This is a genomic window from Corynebacterium sp. 212_CJEI, from assembly GCF_001055915.1.
GTDB lineage: Bacteria > Actinomycetota > Actinomycetes > Mycobacteriales > Mycobacteriaceae > Corynebacterium > Corynebacterium jeikeium_D.
In genome coordinates, this window is the sequence record NZ_JVPT01000044.1 from 1 (window position 1) to 22,134 (window position 22,134).

The window sequence follows — 22,134 nt, forward strand, 5'->3', positions numbered from 1 at the left end:
CAACACGCCCGGAAAAGACACACTTTTCTTTACTTAACCCCAAACGGTGATTTGACCCCCGAATAACGAAGACCCCTACCAGCGTTTACACCGGTAGGGGTCTCTTCTTAGTGGCGGGGGCTGGATTCGAACCAACGACCTCTGGGTTATGAGCCCAGCGAGCTACCGAGCTGCTCCACCCCGCGTCAACTGTCCTGGCTTTTACAAGCACTCACAGCGGGTGCTGACCTCTCCGGCCAACGAGATGTAACTGTAGCACGGACCTTCCAACAAAGACCAATCCCCAGGTCATAGCCAGTTTCGCTACAACCTGGGGACTCTGCGAACCATAAGACCCTATGATTCTCGGCTAATCTCCCGTTGCAAGCCTTACTCTCTGTAAACCTTACTGGCCGTTGGCCTTCTGGTAGTCAGCGGCAGCGCGGTCGAGCTCGGCAAGTGCCTGGCCCTGTGCCGCGTAGTCACCGTTCTTCTGAGCGTCGTTAAGCTTTTGCAGTGCGTCGGAGATACGGCGAGCGGCGTCGTCACGCGCGGCGACATCAACCTTGCGCTCTTCCTTCGGTGCCTCGTCGTCGGACTCAGCGTCGGCGGCATCCTTGTCCTTATCCGCCGACTGCTCCTCAGTCTCTTCCTCACCGCGGACCTTGGTCGCGGCGGAAGCATCGATACCGACCTGACTCAGAGCCTCAGTGACCGTGGCGCCGTAGCCCACCTGACCGCGGTAAGCGACGAGAATACGCAGCAGCTTCGGGAATGCGGTCTCCTGGCCCTTGCGCTGGGTGTAGACCGGTTCGACGTAGAGAATCTCGCCATCGCCGACCGGCAGCGTCAGCAGGTTACCGTTGGTGACCACGTTCGTGCCCTCGAGCAGAGTACGGTCCTGGGCGACCTCATCTGCGGACATCATCGTGTCCTGCGCCTGCCGTGGACCCATGGTCTGGGTGTTGGTCGGCAGGGCACGGATGGTGATCTGACCGTACGTCTCCGGATCGGAGGAAGCGCTCATCTGGGCGGCGAGGAACTCGCGCTCCAGACCGCGGAAGGCGGAAATCAGCTGGAAGCTCGGCTTGCCGGTCTTCGGATCGGAAGCGACAACGTAGTACGGCGGCTGGGAGAGGTTCTGCTCTTCCGGCGCGGTCGGATCGGACGGGACGGACCAGAAGGAGTCATTGGCGAAGAAAACGCCCGGATCGCTGACGTGGTACTTAGCCATCAGCTCACGCTGAACCTTAAACAAGTCCTCCGGGTAGCGCAGGTGCTCCTGCAACTCCTCGGAAATCTCCGACTTCGGCTTCACCACATCCGGGAAGACACCCTCCCAGGCCTTGAGCACCGGATCCTTCTCATCGAACTCGTAGAGCTCAACGGTGCCATCGTAGGCATCGACGGTCGCTTTGACCGAGTTGCGGATGTAGCTGACCTCGCTGTTTGGCAGCGGGCGTGGAGTGCCATCCGGGTTAATGGAGTCCTGTGTGGTTTCCTGGAGGCTCATGCGCTGGGAGTACGGCATCTTGGCCAGCGTGGTGTAGCCGTCGACAATCCACTTCATACGGCCATCGACTACAGCCGGGTAGGTCTTGGTGTCAGTAGTCAGCCACGGGGCGACCTTCTGAACACGGTCACGCGGATCGCGGTTGTAGATGATCTTGGAGTCCGGCCCAATGCGGTCGGACAGCAGGATGTTCAGCTCCTGGTAACGGGTGGCAAAAATCATGCGGCTGGCAAGTCCGCCAACGCCAACACCACCCTCACCGTCGTAGGTGAAGTTACGGCCGTCGGCATCGTACTCATAGTCCTTGCCGTCACCGTTACCGCCAACAATCGCATAGTCGGCATCGCTGTTGGCGATAACCGGGCCGTAGTAGATACGCGGCTGCTTCAGGTTCAGGTTCATGCCGTTCGGGTCCTCGGACTCGAACAGGTCAGCCACGGTGTACAGCGGGTAACCGCCGCGGGCGGAACCGGACTCGGAGGCAACCTCGTCGACCTTATTAGCCGGCGCAGCAACGAAACCATTGCCGTGGGTATAGACCGTGTGACGGTTGATCCAGTCAGTCTGGTTACCCTGCAGCGTCTGCGGGTTCAGTTCACGAGCAGCGACGATGAAGTCACGGGACGCGCCATCGATCTGGTAGCGGTCAATGGCAAGCGGATCGGAGAAACCATAGAAGTTCTTCAGCTGACGCTGCTGCGTGAAGGTACGTGGCAGCACTTCCGGATCCAGGATTCGGATATTGGCCAGAGTAGCGGCATCGCGGGAAATCGAGTCCGCACCTTCCTTCGCGGCTTCCTTATCGCCTTCCTTTTCAGCCGGAACGCCCCAGTCGCGCTCGACCTTCACCTTGTCGTCGGTAAGCCCGTAGTGGTAGCGCGTCGATTCAATATTGCGCGCAATGTATTCGCGTTCCTTGGAAGCGCGGTTCGGGTTAACTGAGAACTGCTCAACTGCCATCGGCCAGGCCACGCCAATCAGACCTGCGGAAACCAACATCAGCACGGTGGCAAACGCCGGGATCGAAAGATTGCGCAGGAAAATGGCCGCGAAGAATGCAGCGGCCACGACGATTGCGATGACCAGCAGCGTAATCTTCGCCGGCAGCAGCGCATTGATATCGGTGTAGGAACCACCGGTGAAGGTCTTCTGCTTGTTATTCAGCAGCTCATAGCGGTCCAGCCAGTAAGACACAGCCTTGAGCAGCATGAAAACACCGGCCCAGCACGCCAACTGCGCACGAGCCGCATTGGAAACGCGGGTCTTCTCCCCTGTAGTCGGGTTACCTGGGCGGATGCCACCAAGGAAGTAATGCGTCACCAGCGACAGCAGGAACGCAATAACTACCAGGACAACCAGCGTCGAAATGATGTACGACCACAGCGGCAACTGGAATGCATAGAAGCCCAAGTCCTTGCCGTACTGCGGGTCAGTCTCACCGAAGGACTGCCGATTTAAGAACAGCTGCACCGTCTGCCAATTACCCTGCCCCACAAGGCCACCGAGTACGCCGAATACAACGGGCAGCGTGGTGAACATCGACTTCGAACCGGATTCAGCCATCCGTCGGTACACTGCCTGCGGGCTGCGTGGATCCGTCAGTCCGAGGTCGACGGGCCGCGAGCGCCACGCCAGCCACATAGATAGAAATGTCAGTGCGCCCGTTATCAGGCCTACAGTGATAAACAGGACGATACGAGTGAGCCACGTGGTGGCGAATACCCCTCGATAGCCCACTTCACCGAACCACTGAAAGTCCGTATAAAAATTGACGGCGATTGGAATAACAAAGGTCAGCGCGGCAATCACCAACACGGTAATTGCCAGCCACCCCGGGCGGCCACCCGCCGATCGTCTCGGTCGAGTCTGGTTTAGAGACAACGTCTCTCCTGTTCGAGTTGAGCTTGACTTGCCAGCGAGCTGGTAAGTCGGTCGTACGCTTATCTGTCATCTACTCTAAATAAAGTTCCTAACATTTGACTAAGGATGCTGTTAATACAGCGTTGCCAGGAAAGGGGCGTCGTCAAGCGTCATGAGCGAAAACAACGGCACTCAGACTCATCTCAGCCAGCAGGCACTCAATCGCGCCGTGCGCGAAGCTGTCGAATACGTCCACGCCGAAGGTTGGGACCGCGCTCCGAGCCTCTTCGCCCTCGTCCCCACCGCCGCGCTTGCTGACGTGCTTGCCGACGAGCTGATTGACAGCGCCCCATTGACTGTCGTTGCGCAGGAACCTCTCCCCGAGGGAATTGAAGGTGGTAGCCCTGAGTTGGCGGACTTTATCGCTCGGACATCCTGGCCGGCAGGTGTCGTCGGTGCCGTGTTAGCGCAGGAAATTATGGTCATCGCCCCGGAGCAGGCAGACAGCTTTGAGGGCGCGTCCCTGGACGAGGTGCGGGCACAGGCGGATGGTGAGGCGGCTCGTCAGGCACGTCTTTTCAGTGGCGTTATCAGTGAAGGTCCACACCTAACGCTGATTCAGCCTCGCCCCACAGAGGCGGAACTGGATGAGCGTGGACCCTTTGCTGAAGATGAGATTGAGCTAAAAGATGGTTCTGGGGTAGCCGATGGTGTCATCGCTGCGTTGTATTCCACGTTCGGAAGCGCCTCATAAATCCACCTACCAGCGATAAGAGACAAAAAGAGGTATTGAAAGCGCCGAATATCCATATAACTAGCTTATTCCGGTTGACATCGGGCTTAGAACCTAGTTGTATAACAAAGTGATAAAGGCGCGTCTCTAAGTATCCGCTCAGGGTTCTGTCGGACTTGGTTCTGTCGGACTTGGTTCTTACAGGGACGGTCTGTGGCGAAGAAATCGCGAGTGTAGCGCGAGTTTTTCCTTCTATAGGTTTTCAACTAAGAGGTTTTAATTATGAAGAACAACGTTGTTCGCCGTGCAGCAGCCTCGGCAGCTGCAGCTTCTGCGCTGGCAGCCTCCCTCCTGACCGGTGGTGTTGCCAACGCTCTTCCTACTGGTAACTACGTTGCCTTCGGCGATTCCTTCGCTGCTAACCCGGGCCAGTCCGACCCGGCCGTACCGGGCCGTGGTGGCTGCCCGATTTCGGTCTCGAACATCGGCTCTCACGTTGCTCGTGAGACTGGCCTTGAACTGCACGACTACTCCTGCAACGGCACTACCGCTTTCATGCCGACTCAGCCGCAGAAGTCCCTGATGGGCCAGGTTGACAACGCCATCGCTCAGGGCTCCCTCGGCCCGGCTACCCAGCTGGTGACCATTTACGTTGGCGCCAATGACGCGATGCAGGGCGCTGTGCTGCCAATGCCGGTTCAGGATGACCTGTACACCACCAACGTTGTGGCCGCTGTGGAGAAGATCAAGGCCGCTAACCCAACTGCTCGCGTCATGCTGATTGGTTACCCGGCTTTCACCTCTAATGACCCGACTCACTACGCTTGCCCGGTTAACGCCGCAGGTTTTGCACCGCACATTCCGGCTGCCGGTATGCACCACTTTGAGATGGCTCTGCAGAACCGCCAGATGCGTGCTGCCGCTGAATCCGGTATCGGTTTCGTCAACATGAAGGAGGTCACCAACATCGACGTCGCAATGTGCGGTCCGGACGGTGAGCGTCAGGTCTCCGCAATTCTGGATACCGATATTGCTTCCTACAACATGACCAACCACCCGACCTTCCACGGTTCGGCAGTTGCTGGCACCACTATCGCCAACGTCTACAAGAGCACCTTCTAAGGTCTTTCGACGTCGCTCAGACGTCTTCAAGTACAACGAAAAATCCCCGGTCGTAATGACCGGGGATTTCCATTTGTGGAGCTGCCGAGAATTGAACTCGGGTCCACCGCCAACTCGCCAGGGCTTCTCCGTGCGCAGTTCGCACAATCGCCTCTACTCGACCCTTCGGCTCAGGCAAACATGTCCGAATGACGGGCCCAGCCGCAAGCAAGAAGATCCCCGATGAGCCTTACGGCACACCCATCGGGCGAGCCCTTTTAAGTCGATGCCAGGGTCCGGACCAAAGGGCAAGCCCGGTCTGACAGACACGCTAGTCGCTTAATTAGGCAGCGAGAGCGTAGTCGCGCTGAGTGTTCTCGGCGCTTAATCAGTTGCTACGACGCTTAACGGTGGTCTCTAGCCTGCACCGGCACGCTTCCCCTGGCTCACTGTACGGTGTCGAAACCATGTCAGCCCCATACAATGCCTTCGAGCACGGGAAAGTGCGTAGCACTCAAAGGATGTTCAAGGATAACGCTTTACGACGAGGAAAGTCAACAGACCTCGTCATACAGCCAGCAGCCCCCCCACATGTCAACTTAGAGTTGACAACGATGTCAACTAATGGTTGACTGCAGTCATGGATCCATTGACGACAATCCGTCACCGACTGCAAGCAACGAACATTGCCGAACAAGAACTTGAAGATGCCGTGGTGCAGGCTCGCGCAGCGGGCCATTCATGGGCAGAGATTGGAAATGTACTCAATATCTCCCGGCAAGCGGCATTCAAACGGTTCGGAAGTGTCCAAAACCCCGTTTCAGGAGAATTGATGACTGCCACAAAAACTACACATATCGCCGAACTCGGCGAAAAATTCCTTCGCCACATCATCAACGGTGAAGAAGCAGAAACCGTAAGCATGATCTCCCCAAAGCTCCGGAAGGATCTCCCCTGGTCCACTATCTACTCTGTCTGGGAAGATGTTCTCACCGAGACTGGGGCGTTCGAATCTTTCGACGACACCCAAGTCACCAGCCTCGGGGGAACCAGGACTAAGGAACCGACCTCGCAGAAACTCCTGTCGAAGATTCTCGGCACAAGTCTCGTCATCACCACCCTCAAACATGAGGCTGGCGAATGGATGGCTCGAGTTGCCTTTGACCGTCACGAAAACGTCATTGGCCTGCTCATCCTCCCAGTCGATGCGACTGAGTTCCCCTTCTAATAGAGCCCTCTTCTAATGAAGACCTCTACTACCCCTTGATGCCTTTCACACGGCGACCCAGCGCACGAGTAGCTTCGCGCTCCTCCGTGCGGCGCTTGATGTCCTGACGCTTGTCATAGTCCTGCTTACCGCGGGCGAGTGCGAGCTCGACCTTCAAGCGACCGTTGGTGAAATACAGCTTCAGGGGTACAAGCGTGTTGTTGCCATCGCGGACCTTGCCCCACAGGGTGTCAATCTCCTTGCGGTGCAACAACAGCTTGCGCGAGCGACGCGGTGAGTGATTAGTCCACGAACCGTAGGAGTACTCCGGGATATGCAGCCCGCGGAGCCACACTTCGCCGTCGTCGATGGTCGCGAAGGCGTCATTAAGCGATGCTTTGCCCTCGCGCAGCGCCTTGACCTCAGTGCCCACGAGAACGACACCGCATTCGTAGGTGTCCAGAATGTTGTAGTCATGGCGGGCACGACGATTGGTGGCCACCACCGCGTTGTTGGCGCTGACCTTTTCTTTCTTCGACTTCTTCTTGCCCATAACCTGATTAACTCTAGTCGAAGAAGGTGCACTACAGCTATTCCCTAGCTATTCCCTTAACTTTCCCTTGTGCGCCTCCTTGCAGCCAACATATATATGCCTCTGGCCTTTTACGTTGTGACGCAACTTACTTTCCCCTAACCTTTTACCAACGTCTAACACAGAGGGATTTATATATATGGGACAGTCAAAAACGTTGGAACCGGACAAAGCGCCACCGAAGCCAAAGGGGTTCCTAGCAACACTGGAACGTATCGGCAACGCACTGCCAAATCCATTTTGGCTATTCGTGATTCTTGCCGGTGTAGTCATCGTTTCTTCGTGGCTCGGTGAGGCTGCGGGTATGCAGGCCAAGGATCCCGCGTCGGGTGACATCATCGAGGTGGAAAGCCTTGCTACCGCAGAGTACCTGCAAAAGATGGTCTCTGAGGCGGTAACGAACTTCACGGACTTCGCACCAGTTGGCCTGATTCTGGTGTGCATGCTCGGTGTCGCAATTGCGGAGTACTCCGGTTACATCGGCTCGGCAATCCGCGCGGCAATTTCCAAGGTGCACTCCCCTGTCCTGCTGACATTCATTGTTGCACTGGCCGGCGTGACTGGTTCAATCGCTTCTGATGCCGTCTACGTGATTCTCATTCCGCTGGGTGCCGCCTCATTCGCCGCAGTTGGTCGTAACCCTATTGTCGGTGCGATGGTCGCCTTTGCCGCCTCGTCGGCCGGGTTCAATTCGTCACTGGTGCTCAACATCACCGATGTGCTGCTGGCAGGTATCTCCACGCATGCAGCGCACTTCGTGGATCCGGAATACGTAGTTTCACCGCTGGCCAACTACTTCTTCACTATGGCCTCGTCGATTGTGCTGGCTCTGATTATTACCGCCGTTACTGAACTGTTTATTACCAAGCACGTGGAGAAGACCGTCCACGACGACCACATTGACCACGATGCCGCGGAATTCACCAAACCGGGCGCTTCGGAGGAAGCTGCCGAGGAAAACGCCAAGAAGGAGGAGCGGAACACCGCATCTAGCAGCTCCAGCAATGGCCGCGACAAGCTAATCCTCAACGATGCCGAACGACGTGGCCTCCGCTACGGCAACATCGCCGCTGTCATCTTCCTGGCGCTTTGGTTCGCTGCCCTGTTCATCCCGGGTTCGCCTCTGCGCGGCGAAGGCGACGGCATCTTGAATTCCGTGCTGCTTACCGACGTCGTGGCGTCCATCGCCCTCTTCTTCGCAGTGGTCGGCATTGCGTACGGCATCGGTGCCAAAACCATCACCTCCTCAGCAGACGTGCCCGCCTTCATGGAACGCGGCCTGGGCACACTGACCACAATGATGGTGCTCTTCTTCGCCGTCTCGCAGTTCACGGCCTACTTCAAGTGGTCCAATATCGGCCAGTGGACCGCTATCAAGGGCTCCGAATTCCTGACCAAGGCGGATCTGCCGCCGCTGTTGCTCTTTGCTGCCTTCGTCCTGATGGTGGCTGTTCTCAACCTGCTGATTACCTCGGGCTCCGCACAGTGGGCTCTGATGGCGCCGGTCGTTGTGCCGATGCTGATGTACGTCAACGTCTCTCCAGAGGTCTCCCAGCAGCTATTCCGTATTGGTGACTCCCCGACCAACATCATTACGCCGATGTCGCCGTACTTTGCGCTGGCGCTGACTTTCCTGCAGAAGTACTACAAGCCTGCGGGTGTCGGCACGCTGATGTCGCTGGCTATCCCGTACTCGCTGTGCATGATGGTGGGCTGGTTCCTATTCTTCGTCCTCTGGTATCTCGCGGGCATTCCGCTGGGGCCGGGGGTTCCGGTGCGTTAACTCACAGCCACTAGGAGATTGAGGGATTGGTCGAATTTTTCGCCCAATCCCTCACTTATTTGTGGCACCCGGGCTTAATATTGCGTACGGTCGCCACCACAACGGGCGTCGTAAAGCGAAAACGTACACACATTGAACACACACTGAGACGCGGATATAACCTATGCCAACAAAGCACCTAAAATTTACGGGATCGACCGGCGAGACTCTGGCTGCATCAATTGATTTGCCGGACGGTCAGCCACGCGCGTGGGCGCTATTTGGTCATTGCTTCACGTGTAATCGGATGGTGCCCGGCGCGTCACGCACCTGCAAGGCGCTGGCGAAGAAGGGCATTGCGGCATTCCGGTTCGACTTCACTGGCCTCGGGCAGTCCACTGGTGATTTCGGTGAGACGACGTTCCAGACCAACATCGATGACCTTAAGGCCGCCTACGAGTTCATGGAGGCAGAATTTGAGGCCCCCTCGCTACTGATTGGGCACTCGCTCGGTGGCGCAGCGGCGCTGAACGCCGGCCACGATATGCCGAAAATCAAGGCGGTAGCGACAATCGGTGCACCCTTCGATCCGGCACACTCGATTGTGCGCATCGCCGGTGACATTTCGACGGTCGATGAGCACGGCACGCAGGTTCTGCAGATTGAAGGTCGTGGCATTCCCATCTCCCGTGAGTTCTTGGAAGTGTTGGCGGACTACAACCCGGAGGTTTATCTCAGCCAGCTGCGCAAGCCACTGCTTATTCTGCACTCCCCGACCGACCAGACTGTTGGTATCGATAGCGCCCAGAAGATTTTCCAGGTCTCTCGCTATCCAAAATCCCTGATGAGCTTGGATCGCGCAGACCACTTGCTCACTCGCGCTAAGTCCGCCGCGCGCGCTGCTGACCTGATTTATGCGTGGGCGGATAGCTATCTTCCGGAGGCTGAATAGCCCTGTTATCATTAGGGGTTATGGACACAACTGAACACTCTGGCCACTCACACGGCCACGGTCATTCACACGGTCATTCACACGGCCATGGTCACGGCCATGACCACGCTCATTTTGACCCCGCGAATACTCCTGCTCGCCGCCTTCTCGCGGCTGCTGGTCTAACTCTTGTCGTATTTCTCGCCGAGCTCATCGGGGGCTTGGTTTCGGGTTCACTGGCGCTGCTGGCAGATGCCGGCCATATGGTGACGGACTCCGCGGGCCTGCTGATGGCAGTTGCCGGTTTGGCTATCGCCCAGCGCGGAGCCAATCACCGCGCGACGTACGGGTACCGTCGTGTTGAAGTTCTGACTGCTCTCGTCAACGGTCTGACCGTTTTCATCATTGCCGCTGTGATTCTCTGGGGCGCAATCCGGCGATTCGGGTCAGTGGAGCAATCTGAAATCCAGACCACGTCGATGCTCATCATCGCGGTCATCGGCCTGCTGACCAACGTTATTGCGGCGTTTCTGCTCGCAGGTGCTGCCAAGGAGAGCGTCAACGTCCGCGGCGCATATCTCCATGTGCTTGTCGACGCCGCTGGTTCGGTCGCCGTCATTATCTCCGCTATCGCTATTGCATACACCGGTTGGACTGCCATCGACTCGGTGGTCTCTATCGTGATTGCGCTCTTCATCGTCCCGCGCGCTGCCGTTCTGGTGCGCGACTGTCTCCACGTGTTGCTGGAGTACACCCCGAAGGGCGTCGACGCTGAGAGAATCACTGCTGACCTGTCTGACTTGGACGGAGTGGTCGATGTCCACGATCTCCACGTCTGGTCCCTCAACGGCAGCGACCTACTGGCATCTGTCCATCTCGTGCGCTGCGACACGCTCCCCAACGGCGACGAGCACGTATTACTCGACCGTGCGCAGGCACTGCTTCACGACGTCCACGGGATTGAACACGCCACGGTGCAGATTGAAAGAACCGGGCACGCTGACCACGAGTACCCGGCTCATACCTAGTTTGTTCGGCTAGTAGCTGAAGTAAGGTGCTAGCCCTCGAGCTGCTCGCCTAGCTCCAGCCACTCCATCTCCAGCTCTGCCTTCTGCTCAGCCACCTCCGCAGCACGGCGATCGAGGTCCGCCAGCTTTTGTGTGTCCAAGTTGGCTACATCAGCACTCGCTTCCGCCATCTGCGTATGCAGTTCACTTTCCTGCTGGCTGAGCTTCGCCATCTTCCGCTCCAGGGCACTCATCTTCTTTTGAACAGCATGAGCTTCCGCGGCTGAGAGCTTCGATGTCTCTTCGGCAGCATCATCTTCACGAGTTCGCGTGGCAGTGACGCGTGCACCCCTGTCAGCCAGCTGTGCGCGGCGCTGGAGGTATTGACCAATCCCACCTGGCAGGTTCGTCAGCTCACCATCGCCGAAAAGGGCCCAGGCCGAGTCCGCAATACGCTCAATCAGGTAGCGGTCGTGCGAGATGACCACCAGCGTGCCCGGCCAATTGTCCAGCAGGTCTTCCAATTCCTGCAGCGTGTCAATGTCCAGGTCATTCGTCGGCTCGTCGAGCAGCAGGAAGTTCGGCTCACTCATCAACACACGCGTGAGTTGCAAGCGACGGCGCTCACCACCGGAAAGGTCTGCGATTGGAGTGCGTTGCCGTTTCGGGGAAAATCCCAATCGCTCAGCCAGTTGCGAGGCGCTAATCTGCTTCTTGCCCAGGTCAATATAGGTCGCGACGTCCTCCACAGCGTCGAGCACACGCATATCCAGCGGCAGATCATCGAGCTCCTGTCGCAGCCAGCCCAGGCGCACCGTCTTGCCCTCAATTCGCTTGCCATCGCTTAAGGGGTAGTCTCCCGCCAACGCACGCAACAAAGTCGTCTTACCCGAGCCGTTGACACCGACCAGGCCGATGCGCTCGCCGGGGGCCAGGCGCCACGTGACGTCGTTAAGCAATTCCCTACCGTCGGGCGTTTCCAGGGACGCATGCTCCAACTCCACGACCACCTTGCCCTGACGACGCTGCGAAAACGCCATCAGCTCCACGGAATCACGCGGTGCCGGGACATCGGCGATGAGCGCCTCAGCTGCTTCGATGCGGTAGCGCGGCTTCGAGGTGCGGGCCGGTGCACCCCGGCGCAACCACGCGAGTTCCTTACGCGCAAGGTTCTGACGACGCTGCTCGGCGGCATCCGCCTGTCGCGCACGCTCGGCACGCGCGAACGTCCAGTCGTTGTAACCGCCATCGTAAAAATCGACGGTACCGTCGTGGACTTCCCACGTCTTCGTGGCAACGGTATCCAGGAACCAACGATCGTGCGTGACGACGACCAGGGCTGCCCGGCGCGAAAGAACATGATCGGCCAACCACTGCACACCCTCAATATCGAGGTGGTTCGTTGGCTCATCGAGAATGAGCAGATCTAGATCGCGGACCAGTGCGGCCGCCAGGTTAACGCGACGGCGCTCACCACCGGAGAGATTGGCGACCTTGGTATCCATACCGAGGTCATTGATACCGATGCCATCGAGGACCTCGCGGATGGAAGCGTTACCCGCCCACTCGTGTTCAGCGAGTCCCAGCGGTGCAATGACGCACTCAAACACGGTGGAATTCGGGTCGAGCTCGGCGCCCTGGGTGACATGCGCCATGGCCATGTCGTTGGCTCGCGAAATACGTCCGGAGTCCGCTGGCTCCACGCCTGCCAGAATCTTCAGCAGTGTGGACTTGCCGCCACCGTTCAAACCGACAACACCGATGCGGTCGCCCTCTTGAACACCGAGGCTGACGCCGTCGAGCAGAGTCTTGAGCCCGAAGGACTTAGAAATATTCTCGCAATTAATCAGATTCGCCATGATGAGTATTTATTGTGCCCCATTCGACGTTGCCAAGCACACGCCGGACATACCAGGCCACCGGCAGCTCATCGAACTGCTCTCGGGTTACCCATTTAAACTCCGGATGCTCGCCGCTGAGCTGGACATTCTGCGTGTCGTCGGCCTCGCGTACTAGAAAGGTCACCGTGTGGAAGCGGAAATTCTCCCCGCCCAAGTCCGGATTGGAATAGTGGGCAAATTCACTGACCTCCGCTGCGCGCAGGCCGGCCTCTTCACGCAGTTCGCGCACAGCGGCCTCCGCGGGCTCCTCCCCCGCGTCGAGCTTGCCACCGGGCAAATCCCACTGGCCCCCGAGGAAGCCCTCGTATTCACGCAGCAGAAGCAGCAAGCGGTCACCTCGGAAAACTATGCAGTTGCACACCCAGCCGTCGTCGTCAGGCCAGAACTTAGTCCAAGCCAGGTCGCGCGGTTCGCGCCGGCCGATTTCGGCCCTGCTGGGGTTGCCGTCACGGTGCATGGGGGAAAGATCGCCTGTCCTTTGTTAAAAGCGCTGGTCTCGTGAGACCTCAGCGAGGCGAACGAAATCGGCAATTTCGAGCTTCTCTCCTCGCTGCTTGGGGTCAATCCCCGCTGCTATAAGCGCCTCTTCGGCTGCGGCGCCAGATCCGTAAATCCCCGATAGGGCCGCACGGAGGGTCTTGCGGCGTTGCGCAAAAGCAGCGTCGATAAGCGGGAAAAGGCGCGCGCGGAATTGCGGCGAAATCTCCCACGGAGCCTCGGGGGCATCGGCGGCATTGGAGTTCTCAGGAGCGTCGGAGCGGGCGTAGCAGTCAATGCGCACAAGCCCGGAATCAACCTTCGGGACCGGCCAAAAGACGTGCGGACCAATGGCACCGGCGCGACGCACTGTGCCGTAGTAGGCGGCCTTGACGCTGGGGACGCCGTAGATCTTGGAGCCCGGCTGAGCCGCCAGCCGGTCAGCGACCTCGGACTGCACCATCACGAGCACACGGCGGATGGTGGGGAGCTCGGCAAGCATGTGCAGCAGCACCGGTACCGAAACGTTGTATGGCAGATTGGCCACCAGCGCATCTGGGGCGGTCTGAAAGTCCTCGCGGCTGACCTTCAGCGCATCTTTCTCAATGAGCTCGAGTTCACAGCCCTCAGCGCGCTCAGCGACTGTCTGGGGCAAACGCTCCGCCAACCGAGAATCGATTTCAACAGCCGCGGCGCGGCCGCAGTGTTCGAGCAGCCCGAGGGTCAGCGAGCCCAAGCCGGGGCCGACCTCAACAGGGTAGGAATCCTCCGGCAAGTCCGCCGCAGCGACAATTCGACGCACGGTGTTGGCGTCGTGGACGAAGTTCTGCCCCAATTTCTTCGTCGGGACAATATCCAACTGCGCCGCCAAGTCGCGCACTTCGACCGGCCCCAGGAAAGAAACTTCTGCTTTAGTCACAGTTAGATACTACGGGGTCAAAAGACAAAATAGGTTTAGCTCGTTTTGGCTAGTCTGAACTAGCTTTAACGAAGCCCCATGGAAGCGGTGCAAGCGGGCCATGCACCCCAACCCTGACCAGCCTGGACGCGCTCGGCGACAGCGATCTGCTGCTCGCGGGAAGCCTGCGATGCACGCGGTGCATACTCAGTACCGCCGTAAGCTGCCCAGGTGGAATCGGTGAACTGTAGACCACCGGAGAAACCGTTACCGGTATCGATAGCCCAGTCGCCGCCGGACTCACACTGAGCCAGCTGATCCCACACACCGTAGCCAGCGGCCGGAGCTGCAATGCGAGACTTAGTGCCCTGGCGGATAGTGGAGATACCCGGAGCCTTTAGCTCCTTTTCTTCCAGGACCTCGCGTCCGAGCTCTTCGCCGTCGCGAGAGGTGACCTTGACCTGACGCTCTACCTGGCCCGGCTCACCCTCCTGCTCAACGATGCGCTCGTCTTCGAACATCGAATCATCTTCAATGATGTTCTCGTGAGCTGGAATTTCCTCAGTCTCGGTGATGGTCTTATCAATCAGACGAGACAGCGCGATGCGCATGCCTTCAGTGACCGGCGCATCCAGACCCGGCTCAACGGTGTCGTCTTCACGCAGCTCAATGCCACGCTGTGCCAGTACATCACCGACGGTCAAAGCCGGGACGGTCAGGTCGATGTCCTTGGCATCGTCGTGAAGCACAATATTCTTGGCACGAACGACGTCGAGTTCGACCCCCTTAGCGGAAATCTCGCCCTTTTCGACCTCGACCTTGTCCTTATCGGAGATGAGCCCCTGCTTCTTCAGACCTTCAATCAGCTCATCGGTAGTGATGGCATTGGTCTTGTGCTCCTGCGGCTTGCCATCGACAATCATCGTGACCGGCTTGACAGAGCGGTAGACCAGCTTGCCGCCGTCCGTGAGGTCGCCCTGACGCTGAACCAAGTCTCCGCCGGTGGTTTCGACACCAGCCTTCTCTAGAATGGCCTTGTCATCCTTGGACCAGGTTGCGATTTGCTCAACCTTACCGTCGATTTCGACGGTGATGGTGTCATAGTTGGATGCTGCGACAGTACCACCCAGAGCAACAGCAGCGACCAGACCGCCTGCGGCAATCTTGGACGAAGTGGAGACTCCGTCATTAGCACGATTGAGATGACGCTTCTTCGCAGCACTCACGGGGTTCGTCACAGCCTTTCGGAGGATGGGGCAGCTAGCAAATGAAAGAAATACAGTTTGTAACAGTACGGTAAAGATTCAGTGTTGTCTAAAATATATCGATAAAAGTGACGGGAAATACAACAAACCGCCCCGGCTGCATTTCCACAGCTCAGGGGCGGCAATACGCCAGCACGTGCTTAAATGCCGTACACCCGACGTGCATTATCCGTCAAAATCTGTGCCATCTCCTCCGCCCCGATTTCTCGGGCTGCGGCCATCGCACGCGCCTGATGACCGATAAAAGTGGACTCGTTGCGCGCACCTCGGAAAGGCTCCGCGGTCATGTACGGGGCATCGGTTTCCACCAGCAGCTGCTCCGCCGGCGCCTCAGCCACAGCCTGCCGCAGGTAATCATTGCGTTTGAAGGTCACGTTGCCGGTAAAACTCAGCAGGTAACCGCGTGCAATGGCCTCGCGGGCAACCTCGATGGGCGAAGAGAAACAGTGCAAAATGACCGTATTGTCGTAGCCGTCCAACGCCGCCATCAGGTCTTCATCGGCGTCGCGGTTATGAATCATCAACGGCTTGCCGACGGTTGCTGCGAGCTCCATATGCCACTGCAACGCAGCCAGCTGTTCGCTCTTCGACGCGCAGCCGTCGAGGGAATCCAGCCAGTACCAATCCAATCCCGTCTCCCCCACGGCCACAACCCTGGGGTCGGCAGCCATTTCGGTTAAGCGGGCCTTGGCGTCGTCGTCAAGCTCGTGCGCGCGCGTCGGATGGATGGCGGCGGCGGCCCAGACGTTGGGGTGCGCGTGCGCAGCGGCAAAGGCCAGTTCGGTTTCCGGCATGCCATCGCCGACCGTGCAGACTCCGACGACGCCCGCTGCGGCGGCCCGGTCCATGAGCGCCGCAATCTCTTCCGGAGTTTGCGCCCCACAGGACGCGAGATGCGTGTGGGCGTCAAACAGCGGAGTGAGATACTCCGCGGGTTCTGCAATCTTGCGTTTGCGCTTTCCCATACCTCTACTGAGCCCCTACTTCACCTGTGCCCACTCGGGGCCGTGCTCAGCCAACTCAGAGTCGAGCTTGGTGAAAATCGGCTTCGGCTTGGCCAGCGCCGTACCCGGCTCAATGTCGAAGCGACGCCAGGCGGCCTTCTGATTGACGTAGTCACCGGTGATGATTGGGTAGCTCCTACCCTCTGCCGGCAGGTCAGCGCCGACCGGTTCGACCGGCATGTCGTCCTGGACTTCCTGGACTTCTGGCATTGCGGCCCAGATCCCCTCGCCGCCCAGGGTCTCGAAGACCTTCTGCGAGCTTTCCGGCAGGTACGGGGTCAGCAGCACATTGGCGTCGCTGACTACCTGCAGTGCTGTCCACAGCACGGTGGCGAGACGCTCGCGCTGGGACTCGTCCTTCGCCAGCTTCCACGGCTCCTGCGCAGCAATGTAGGCGTTGGCCTCTCCGACCAAGTGCATGGCGGCGGTGATACCGGCGCGGAAGCGGGACAGCGCAAGCGCGTCGCCGACCTCGGCGAAGGAACGCTCAGCCAGGTCGAGCAGTTCACGGTCAGCGTCAGTGAGTTCGCCCGGAGTTGGCACCTCACCGAAGTTCTTGAAAGCCATGGACACGGTGCGGTTGACCAGGTTGCCCCAGGAGTTGGCCAGCTCGTTATTCACGCGGCGGACGAACTCATCCCAGGTGAAGTCGGTGTCCTGGTTCTCCGGGCCTGCCATCGCGATGAAGTAGCGCAGCGGATCCGGACCAAACTCCGCCAGGAAGTCCTTCACATAGATGACAACGCCCTTGGAAGAGGAGAACTTCGAGCCCGACATGGTCAGGTACTCCGAGGAGACGACCTCCGTCGGCAGGTTCAACTCACCGAGCTCCCCGACCTCGCCCCCGCGGGAGCCCTCGCCACGGTAGCCCAGCAGCTCAGCCGGCCAAATCTGGGAGTGGAAGGTGATGTTGTCCTTGCCCATGAAATAGTAGGACAGCGCCTCCGGGTCATTCCACCACTTGCGCCACGCTTCCGGGTCACCAATGCGCCAGGCCCACTCGATGGAAGCGGATAGGTAACCGACGACGGCGTCGAACCAAACGTAGAGTTTCTTCGTCCCGTTTTCCGACCAGCCCTCCAGCGGAATCGGCACACCCCAGTCAATATCACGGCTCATTGCACGCGGACGGATGTCCTTCAGGATGTTCAGGGAGAACTTCAGCACGTTCGGGCGCCAGTCCTTGCGCTCCTGCAGCCACTCGGTCAAGGCCTCTGCCAGAGCCGGCAGGTCTAGCAGGAAGTGCTCAGTTTCAACGAACTTCGGGGTCTCGCCGTTGATTTTCGACACCGGATCAATCAGATCGGCCGGGTCAAGCTGGTTACCGCAGTTGTCGCACTGGTCGCCGCGGGCACCGGAAGCGCCACAAATTGGGCAGGTACCTTCGATGTAACGGTCCGGCAGGGTGCGACCGGTCGACGGGGAAATCGCACCCATCGTGGTCTGCTTGACCATATAGCCGTTTTCGTAGAGCCCACGGAAGAGCTCCTGGACAACGGCGTAGTGGTTGCGCGTGGTTGTGCGCGTAAACAGGTCGTAGGAAAGCCCCAGACCCGCGAGGTCCTGCACAATCTGGCGGTTGTAACGGTCGGCCAATTCCTGGACAGAAACGCCTTCCTTCTCCGCCTGCACAAGCAGTGGCGTGCCATGCTCATCAGTACCGGAGACCATCAGCACGTCATTGCCAATCATTCGCTGGTAGCGAGCGAAAACGTCCGAGGGGACACCGAAACCTGCAACATGGCCGATATGTCGCGGACCGTTAGCGTACGGCCACGCAACTGCTGTGAAAATGCGAGACATATTTAACAGGGTAATAGATGACCTACCATCACGATGAACTGTGCCCTCATGAAGTCTTCCAAGAACTGTCCCCTAGCGTCATCGCGCGCTCGCGCAGTCACTACGCTTATGTCCTATGTCCACTCGGTCTACCTCCTCCGGCTCGGCTGCTGACTTCACTTCGCGTGCGACCACTGCGCTGGCGCGTCTTATCGCTGCCGGTCATCGTCCCGCCGCGCTCATCGGCTCCTGGTTCGGTTATCGCGCGGTTCTCGCCGCCAACGTCGAGCTCACTGCCTGCGAGTCGGCAGCGCTTTTCACCATCCCCGACCCCGATGCGTGGATCTTTGGGTTCCGCCCCTACTCCGGCACCAGCGCGCATGGGATCGCTGCCTGCGTCGCATTGCTTGCCGACGACGGCACGTGGCATTTCGACGGCCCCGGCACCGGTGACCCCTCAAATCCGGATTTCCAAGCCCTTCAGGAGGCCATCAACTACTCGCACGAAGACACGCGTGACGACGCGCTCCCCGCGGCCACACCACTGGAGTGGGATCAGGGCGACCGAGAACGCCACCAGCTTGCAGTGGAGAACTGTAAGGAAGCAATTGCCGCGGGCGAGGTGTACCAAACCTGCATCTCTACACGCTTTCACGCGGAGCTGGCAGCGAGCGACTCTGCACTAGCCCACGCCGGTGCGTGGTTTTCCTCCCGCGTGGCGCGGTATCAGCCGGCTCGAGCAGCATTCTTGCCCGGCAACCTCGACGCTGGAATTCCAATCCTGGCCTCGCTGAGTCCTGAGGAGTTCCTCATCCGCGCAGGCACAAGCGTGACTGAAACTCCCATCAAAGGCACGATTCCCGCTGGCCGGCCCCCGAACGAGTTATTGCGCAGCGACAAGGATGTCGCCGAGAACATCATGATTGTCGACCTGGTGCGCCATGACCTCGGTCAAGTTGCCAAGACCGGCACCGTGAAGGTCACAGACCTGCTCAGTGTGCGTCCGGCACCGGGCGTGTGGCACCTCTTTTCCACAGTTTCCGCGGAACTTCCCGATCAGCTCAGCCACGCTGAACTAATCGAAGCCTGCTTCCCACCGGCCTCAGTCACCGGTACACCGAAGCTGCGAGCAATTGAGCTTCTGCGCGAGTGGGAACCCGAACCCCGTGGCGCTCACTGCGGCGCGATTGGTGCGGCCCACGGTGATGCACTTGAGCTCAATGTCGGTATTCGTACCGCTGAGTACACAAAAGACCCGAACTCGGGGAGAGTTCGGGTCGAAGCTGGCATCGGCGGTGGCATCACCATCGGGTCTACACCCGAGGGCGAATGGGCCGAGATTGAGGCCAAGGCCGCACCGCTGCTGTTGGAAAGCTAGTTGCGCAATTTACGAGCACGGCGGCGCTCGCGCTGTTCGGCCGCTTCCGCCAAGCGGCGCTCACGAGCCATGCGCAGGGCAAACTGACGCTGTTCCTTGTCATCGAGGTACATCGGATCGTCGGAAAGCCCCTTAACCAGCGAAACCATCAGCGCCAAGATAACAATGACGAACGGGCTTGCCGCCAAAATGGTGATGTTCTGCAGGTTCGACAGGGCATCGCTGCCACCGGTGACCAATAGGACGATGGCAATCAGAGCGGTGAAAATACCCCACATAGCAGTGACCGTGCGCGACGCTGTGAGTCGACCGAACTGACTCATGGTACCCATCACCGTGGAGGCGGAGTCTGCCGAGGTAATGAAGAAGGTAGCCAGCAGAATCATTGCGATAGCGGAGGTAATCGCGCCACCCGGCAAGGATTCCAGCAGATTGAACAGCTGACTCTCGGCCGAACCGTCACCGTAGATGGACGCACCCTGCTGCTCGTGGGTAATGGCGGTGCCACCAAAGATGGAGAACCACACTGCAGAGACAATCGACGGAACGGCGACGACGGTGAAGACGAACTCACGGATAGTACGGCCGCGAGAAATACGTGCGATGAACATACCGACAAACGGCGACCATGAGATCCACCAGGCCCAGTAGAAAATTGTCCAGGAAGAGAGCCATTCACCGGCGGTGCCGTCAGCGGAAGCACTGGAGCGGGAGGCCATCTCAAAGAAGGAATCCAGGTAGCTGCCAATAGAGGTCGGAATCAGGTTCAGAATCACCACGGTAGGGCCGAGGACCAACACCAGCAGAGCCAGCAGACCTGCGGCAACCATGTTGAAGTTCGAGATGTACTGAATTCCCTTGCCCACGCCCGACAGTGCAGAGACCAAGAAGGCACAGCCCAGAACGAGAATAAGACCAATCCACAAAGGTGCGCCCTTGATGGCGTTGAACCCGTTGATTTCCAAACCGGCGGAAATCTGAAGTACGCCCACACCGAGAGAGGCTGCCGTACCGAAGACGGTGGCAAAAATCGCAAGCGCGTCGATAAGCTTGCCCAACCGCCCCTCAGCGCGACGCGCGCCGATGAGCGGGATGAACGCCGCCGAAATCAGCTGCTTTCGGCCGAGGCGGTAGGTCGAGTAAGCAATTGCGAGACCGACGATGGCGTAGAGCGACCACGGGTGCAGAGTCCAGTGGAACATCGTCGAAGCCATGGCGGTACCGACTTCCTTCGGCTGGTGGCCCGGCACGCCATCGCGATAGAAGGTCAGCGGCTCAGCGACACCGTAGAACATCAGACCGATGCCCATACCGGCGGCGAACATCATCGCAATCCAGCTAGGCGTGGAAAACTCTGGTTTCTCGTTGTCCTTGCCCAAGCGGATGTGACCGAACTTGGAAATCGCGATGGACACAATGAAGAAGACAAAGACGGTACTGGCCAAGATAAACAGCCAGCCGATGTTCTCCACGACCCAGTTCAGAGAGCTAGATGCAAACGTCGAGAAACTATCCGGCCACGCCAGGCCCCAGACGATGATTGCCAGAATTGCGACAACGGCGGGGATGGTAACCCCGAGGTTCACGGGAGCGTGAGAATCGTCGGCCCTGACTTCGCCGACGACTGACTCCCCTACTTCTTGTTGTATTTCATGCTCTGGTGGATTCGTCATTCCTCCACCATGTCCACCATTGACCTGGGATTTCAACTCAGGATGTGGATTCTCTCAGGTTTTCCTCATTTCCCGTCTGAATTACAAAACTTCCAATAACAGCGTTTACCCTGTTCACTGGCGTGCGCTGGAACATTTTCTGGCACAAAGTAACAATCGGCTAACGATTTCCCTCACGAGCAGCCAAAACCGCCTGATAGAGATCACGGTGCTTTGTCATTCCAGCCTCTGCCGCAACCTGCTTCGCGGCATCCTTCAGCCGCATGCCATCAGCCACAAGCTCCTCCACGCGGTCAACCAAGTCCTCCGTGGATACCTCCGTCGCCTGCTGCCCCGCGCCCTCAATCACCACCGTAATTTCGCCGCGGACACCTTCCTCCGCCCACGCAGCCAGCTCTCCCAGCGTCGCACGGCGAGTCTCTTCAAAACGCTTGGTCAGCTCACGGCTTACCGACGCGCGCCGCTCCTCACCCAAAATCTCCGCGGCATCGGCCAACGTAACAGCCAACCGATGCGGCGACTCAAAGAAACAGCAAGCCCGCTTCTCTGTCTTCAGTGATTCCAACCATGCCCGGCGCGCCCCCTGCTTACGCGGTGCAAAGCCATCGAAGCAAAAGTGGCCGACACCCAACCCGCTGAGAGCCAATGCGGTAGTCACGGCACTCGGCCCCGGTACGCAGGACACGGGCACGCCCGCGTCGTGAGCAGCCGCCACCACAGCCAGGCCAGGATCCGACACCACCGGCATCCCCGCATCGGTCACCACAATGACTTTCTGTCCCGCCTTCGCCGCCTGAATCAGCGACTCAGTGCGGCTCTCTTCGTTGTGATCGAAGTTCGAAACAAACTTCCCCTTGGGGGAAATGCCCAGCGCTGTGGCCAGGTTGCGTGCCCGCCTGGTGTCTTCCGCGGCGATGATATCGGCGTCGATAAGCGCACCGCGCAAGCGGTCGGAGGCATCGGCGATATTGCCCAGCGGCGTTGCCACCAGAGTGATGCCAGGGGCCAGCGTCATTGCCTCGCTAAGAGGCGCGTTCTCGTGCGGTTGGAAGTTCGATGCCGAATGCGTCA

General features: G+C 58.9%; 17 protein-coding genes, 1 tRNA gene and 1 other RNA gene. 7 read left to right on the top strand and 12 right to left on the bottom strand.

The window, feature by feature from the left end:
• Positions 1-111: 111 nt before the first annotated feature.
• Together ADB02_RS03620 and ADB02_RS03625 are read right to left on the bottom strand one after the other, a co-directional pair.
• Positions 112-185: transfer RNA gene (locus ADB02_RS03620), tRNA-Met, on the bottom strand.
• 200 nt (positions 186-385) lie between these two features.
• A complete protein-coding gene (locus ADB02_RS03625; RefSeq protein ID WP_049189694.1) occupies positions 386-3,373 on the bottom strand; it encodes a UPF0182 family protein in 2,988 nt (995 codons plus the stop codon).
• 151 nt (positions 3,374-3,524) lie between these two features.
• Between ADB02_RS03625 and ADB02_RS03630 the strand changes: the two genes are divergently transcribed.
• The gene (locus tag ADB02_RS03630) at positions 3,525-4,106 is read left to right on the top strand and encodes a PPA1309 family protein (RefSeq protein ID WP_048733546.1); all 582 of its coding nucleotides are present in this window, start codon (positions 3,525-3,527) and stop codon (positions 4,104-4,106) included.
• A 261-nt stretch (positions 4,107-4,367) separates the two neighbouring features.
• Entirely contained in the window at positions 4,368-5,207 is an 840-nt protein-coding gene (locus tag ADB02_RS03635) for a GDSL-type esterase/lipase family protein (RefSeq protein ID WP_049189695.1), read from the top strand.
• 73 nt (positions 5,208-5,280) lie between these two features.
• On the opposite strand, the gene ssrA is transcribed toward ADB02_RS03635, so the two are convergent.
• Positions 5,281-5,664, bottom strand: a transfer-messenger RNA (tmRNA) gene (ssrA, locus tag ADB02_RS11135).
• A 354-nt stretch (positions 5,665-6,018) separates the two neighbouring features.
• Here ssrA and ADB02_RS03640 point away from each other — a divergent pair.
• Positions 6,019-6,414: a DUF3887 domain-containing protein gene (locus ADB02_RS03640; protein ID WP_016423247.1), complete on the top strand. Its 396-nt coding sequence runs from the start codon at positions 6,019-6,021 to the stop codon at positions 6,412-6,414.
• Between the two features lie 28 nt (positions 6,415-6,442).
• Here the strand turns inward: ADB02_RS03640 and smpB are convergent, their stop codons facing one another.
• Positions 6,443-6,946: an SsrA-binding protein SmpB gene (smpB, locus tag ADB02_RS03645; protein ID WP_005511394.1), complete on the bottom strand. Its 504-nt coding sequence runs from the start codon at positions 6,944-6,946 to the stop codon at positions 6,443-6,445.
• A 178-nt stretch (positions 6,947-7,124) separates the two neighbouring features.
• Here smpB and ADB02_RS03650 point away from each other — a divergent pair, with 178 nt between their 5' ends.
• From ADB02_RS03650 to ADB02_RS03660, 3 genes are all read left to right on the top strand, one after another.
• Complete coding sequence (locus ADB02_RS03650) at positions 7,125-8,768, top strand: AbgT family transporter (RefSeq protein ID WP_049189696.1); 1,644 nt, start codon at positions 7,125-7,127, stop codon at positions 8,766-8,768.
• A gap of 163 nt (positions 8,769-8,931) precedes the next feature.
• On the top strand, positions 8,932-9,699 hold the full coding sequence (locus ADB02_RS03655) for an alpha/beta hydrolase family protein (RefSeq protein ID WP_048733555.1): 768 nt from the start codon (positions 8,932-8,934) through the stop codon (positions 9,697-9,699).
• A gap of 20 nt (positions 9,700-9,719) precedes the next feature.
• Complete coding sequence (locus ADB02_RS03660; RefSeq protein ID WP_049189697.1) at positions 9,720-10,706, top strand: cation diffusion facilitator family transporter; 987 nt, start codon at positions 9,720-9,722, stop codon at positions 10,704-10,706.
• A gap of 29 nt (positions 10,707-10,735) precedes the next feature.
• Here the strand turns inward: ADB02_RS03660 and ADB02_RS03665 are convergent, their stop codons facing one another.
• From ADB02_RS03665 to metG, 6 genes are all read right to left on the bottom strand, one after another.
• A complete protein-coding gene (locus ADB02_RS03665; RefSeq protein ID WP_049189698.1) occupies positions 10,736-12,544 on the bottom strand; it encodes an ABC-F family ATP-binding cassette domain-containing protein in 1,809 nt (602 codons plus the stop codon).
• Positions 12,528-13,043, bottom strand: a complete 516-nt coding sequence (locus ADB02_RS03670) for an NUDIX hydrolase (protein WP_049189699.1) — start codon at positions 13,041-13,043, stop codon at positions 12,528-12,530. The genes ADB02_RS03665 and ADB02_RS03670 overlap by 17 nt, the downstream gene beginning before the upstream one ends.
• A 24-nt stretch (positions 13,044-13,067) precedes the next feature.
• Positions 13,068-13,982, bottom strand: a complete 915-nt coding sequence (gene rsmA, locus ADB02_RS03675) for a 16S rRNA (adenine(1518)-N(6)/adenine(1519)-N(6))-dimethyltransferase RsmA (protein ID WP_049189700.1) — start codon at positions 13,980-13,982, stop codon at positions 13,068-13,070.
• A 65-nt stretch (positions 13,983-14,047) separates the two neighbouring features.
• Complete coding sequence (locus ADB02_RS11810; protein WP_275451915.1) at positions 14,048-15,199, bottom strand: resuscitation-promoting factor; 1,152 nt, start codon at positions 15,197-15,199, stop codon at positions 14,048-14,050.
• A 167-nt stretch (positions 15,200-15,366) separates the two neighbouring features.
• A complete protein-coding gene (locus ADB02_RS03685; RefSeq protein ID WP_049171274.1) occupies positions 15,367-16,191 on the bottom strand; it encodes a TatD family hydrolase in 825 nt (274 codons plus the stop codon).
• 15 nt (positions 16,192-16,206) lie between these two features.
• Positions 16,207-18,033: a methionine--tRNA ligase gene (gene metG, locus ADB02_RS03690; RefSeq protein ID WP_049171277.1), complete on the bottom strand. Its 1,827-nt coding sequence runs from the start codon at positions 18,031-18,033 to the stop codon at positions 16,207-16,209.
• 115 nt (positions 18,034-18,148) lie between these two features.
• On the opposite strand from metG, the gene ADB02_RS03695 reads away from it, so the two are divergent.
• The gene (locus tag ADB02_RS03695; RefSeq protein WP_049189702.1) at positions 18,149-19,390 is read left to right on the top strand and encodes an aminodeoxychorismate synthase component I; all 1,242 of its coding nucleotides are present in this window, start codon (positions 18,149-18,151) and stop codon (positions 19,388-19,390) included.
• Here the strand turns inward: ADB02_RS03695 and ADB02_RS03700 are convergent.
• Both ADB02_RS03700 and rsmI read right to left on the bottom strand, forming a co-directional pair.
• Positions 19,387-21,063, bottom strand: a complete 1,677-nt coding sequence (locus tag ADB02_RS03700) for a BCCT family transporter (protein WP_049171282.1) — start codon at positions 21,061-21,063, stop codon at positions 19,387-19,389. The genes ADB02_RS03695 and ADB02_RS03700 overlap by 4 nt on opposite strands.
• A gap of 160 nt (positions 21,064-21,223) precedes the next feature.
• Positions 21,224-22,078 carry a 16S rRNA (cytidine(1402)-2'-O)-methyltransferase gene (gene rsmI, locus ADB02_RS03705; protein ID WP_193388747.1) on the bottom strand — a complete coding sequence of 285 codons (855 nt, stop codon included), beginning with the start codon at positions 22,076-22,078 and terminating at the stop codon, positions 21,224-21,226.
• Between the last annotated feature and the right edge of the window lie 56 nt (positions 22,079-22,134).